Origin of the sequence: Flavonifractor sp. An306, from assembly GCF_002159455.1 — a bacterium.
Lineage (GTDB): Bacteria > Bacillota > Clostridia > Oscillospirales > Oscillospiraceae > Flavonifractor.
This window is the reverse complement of the sequence record NZ_NFIQ01000170.1, coordinates 1-1,977: the sequence shown is the minus strand read 5'-3', so window position 1 is coordinate 1,977 and position 1,977 is coordinate 1. Positions and strand designations below refer to the sequence as shown.

Sequence of the window (1,977 nt, the reverse complement as noted above, 5' to 3'; positions counted from 1 at the left end):
CACCATGCCGCACAGACAAGCCAACAACAAAAAACCGGGGTCAGACCATCACGGCCTAACCCCGGTTTCCTCCGGTGACTTATTTGGCTTTAATGTCCCAACGCTTGGCCAGGGCCTTGCATATAAACCCCATCGTAATGGCGTCCTGCATTTTCTGACCATCCTGTCCAAGCCAGATTTGGGCTATCCGAAGCCCTTGCTTGGTAAAGACAATATAGCCTTGTGTACCCGGAATTTCTATCACTTCTAAACCATGCATATTCATATATTTGTGCCTCCTAAATCATCTATCATGCCTGCCAAACTATACAGGTGGTTTGACAAGCCTGACTTTAAAACATAAAAGCCCGCCCCATCCACAACTGCTATTGTGTTTGTATCGTCCCATAACAACACCTTGCCGCTCTTGTCATCCTCAATCGACACAGTGATCTGCGCCTTTACCTTGTATGCCATACTCGGCCCCCCTTGCTTCTTTTTTTAATTTTTAATTTTCTCTTCCTCATACAATCTATGTCTAAAAATAAGCATAAAAAAATTACCACCTATGCCTTGCACAAGTGATAAAGTGTTGTCTCTTTTCTTTTTCTATACCATCTATGATTGTTATGCGTAAGCCTTGCATATCATCAACATAAGTACCATCACCAGCAACACCACTACTACCATTACCACCGCCAGAGACTTCCCAATCTGCATATGACGGGGAAATGATAACTTGCAAAGCCATTATAAACGCTAGTAGGAATACTGCTATACGCTTTAATGATTGCATACGCAACTTCCTCCTTTCAAATTAAATTTTTATTATCAATACAACAGCCAGAATCATATAAACTCTTGGCGTGATATAGTGTGTCTGACTGTTGTATTGATTTAGATTGGAGTATAGTTACATTATCCAGCCATCCTCTTCGCCACCTTCAATTCCCCCGGTTCCGGGAACATAGGTTCCACCTTGTTCCTCTGCTATATCTATTACATCTTGCTCTGTGAGAGTTGGGTCATATGTGCCTCCTGCATCCTCAATTAAACTCTTAACCCCTTCCATATCTACATCAGAATTGGTTCCACCACCAGAGGATGTACCTCCACCAGAAGTAGTTCCACCGGAGTTGTTGTTGCCAGAAGAGGTACCACCACCAGAAGTAGTTCCACCGGAGTTGTTGTTACCAGAGGAAGTGCCGCCACCAGAAGTTGTACCGCCAGAATTGTTGTTACCACTTGAAGTTCCACCGCCACCGGAAGAAGTACCACCAGAATTGTTGTTACCACTGGAAGTTCCGCCACCAGAAGTAGTTCCACCGGAGTTGTTGCCACCACCAGAAGAAGTGCCTCCAGAGTTGTTGTTACCAGAGGATGTGCCGCCACCGGAAGAGGTGCCTCCAGAGTTGTTGTTGCCAGAAGAGGTACCAGGATTAGGGGTGGGCTCGGGAGTCGGTGTCTCGATTACTACATCATCAGTTAAATCCATGTTCTGATTCTTGTCCTCTGGATGCTTGGCTACCCAATCCTCCCATTCCTCTTTACTTATCGCTCCATCCTTATTGGGATCATTCGCAATATCATAAATGACAGGAACAGGGGGTTCTTCAAAATTGGTTTCCTTCTCGCTTTCAGGGGTGCTGGTATCGGCTGGTTCGGTGACTGCCGGGGTGTTGGTGTCCTCTGGTGCTTCTTCCTTGGGAGCACCGCAAGCAGTGAGGGATAGTGCCAGAGATAGGGATATACCATATAGAATCGCCTTTTTCATCACGGTTTCCTCCTTTGCCGTCACTGGGACGGCTTTTTTCTTATCTCTCAACGGTGCTGCCCATAGGGGTGGGATTGCTCCCTGTCCCCCGTTGGGCGTTCCCGCCGAGATAAATAAAAGCGGTGCAGGGCTGTTTGTTCCCTACACCGCATTGAGGTACGACACAAAGCCCATTACAACCACCTTGTCAAGAAAACACAAAACGGCTATAATGAGAAAAGGCG

At 46.3% G+C, this 1,977-nt stretch carries 4 protein-coding genes; 1 reads left to right on the top strand and 3 read right to left on the bottom strand.

What is annotated here, in order from left to right; all coding sequences use genetic code 11:
* A partial coding sequence (locus tag B5F88_RS21185) for a hypothetical protein (protein WP_204246276.1) occupies positions 1-250 on the top strand: 250 nt, incomplete at its 5' end.
* 11 nt (positions 251-261) lie between these two features.
* On the opposite strand, the gene B5F88_RS19240 is transcribed toward B5F88_RS21185, so the two are convergent.
* The 3 genes from B5F88_RS19240 to B5F88_RS20915 all read right to left on the bottom strand — a co-directional run bounded on the left by B5F88_RS19240 (position 262) and on the right by B5F88_RS20915 (position 1,753).
* Entirely contained in the window at positions 262-456 is a 195-nt protein-coding gene (locus B5F88_RS19240; RefSeq protein ID WP_087937027.1) for a hypothetical protein, read from the bottom strand.
* An 82-nt stretch (positions 457-538) separates the two neighbouring features.
* The gene (locus B5F88_RS20475; protein WP_140402215.1) at positions 539-775 is read right to left on the bottom strand and encodes a hypothetical protein; all 237 of its coding nucleotides are present in this window, start codon (positions 773-775) and stop codon (positions 539-541) included.
* Positions 776-892: 117 nt separating this feature from the next.
* The gene (locus tag B5F88_RS20915; RefSeq protein WP_162612256.1) at positions 893-1,753 is read right to left on the bottom strand and encodes a hypothetical protein; all 861 of its coding nucleotides are present in this window, start codon (positions 1,751-1,753) and stop codon (positions 893-895) included.
* Between the last annotated feature and the right edge of the window lie 224 nt (positions 1,754-1,977).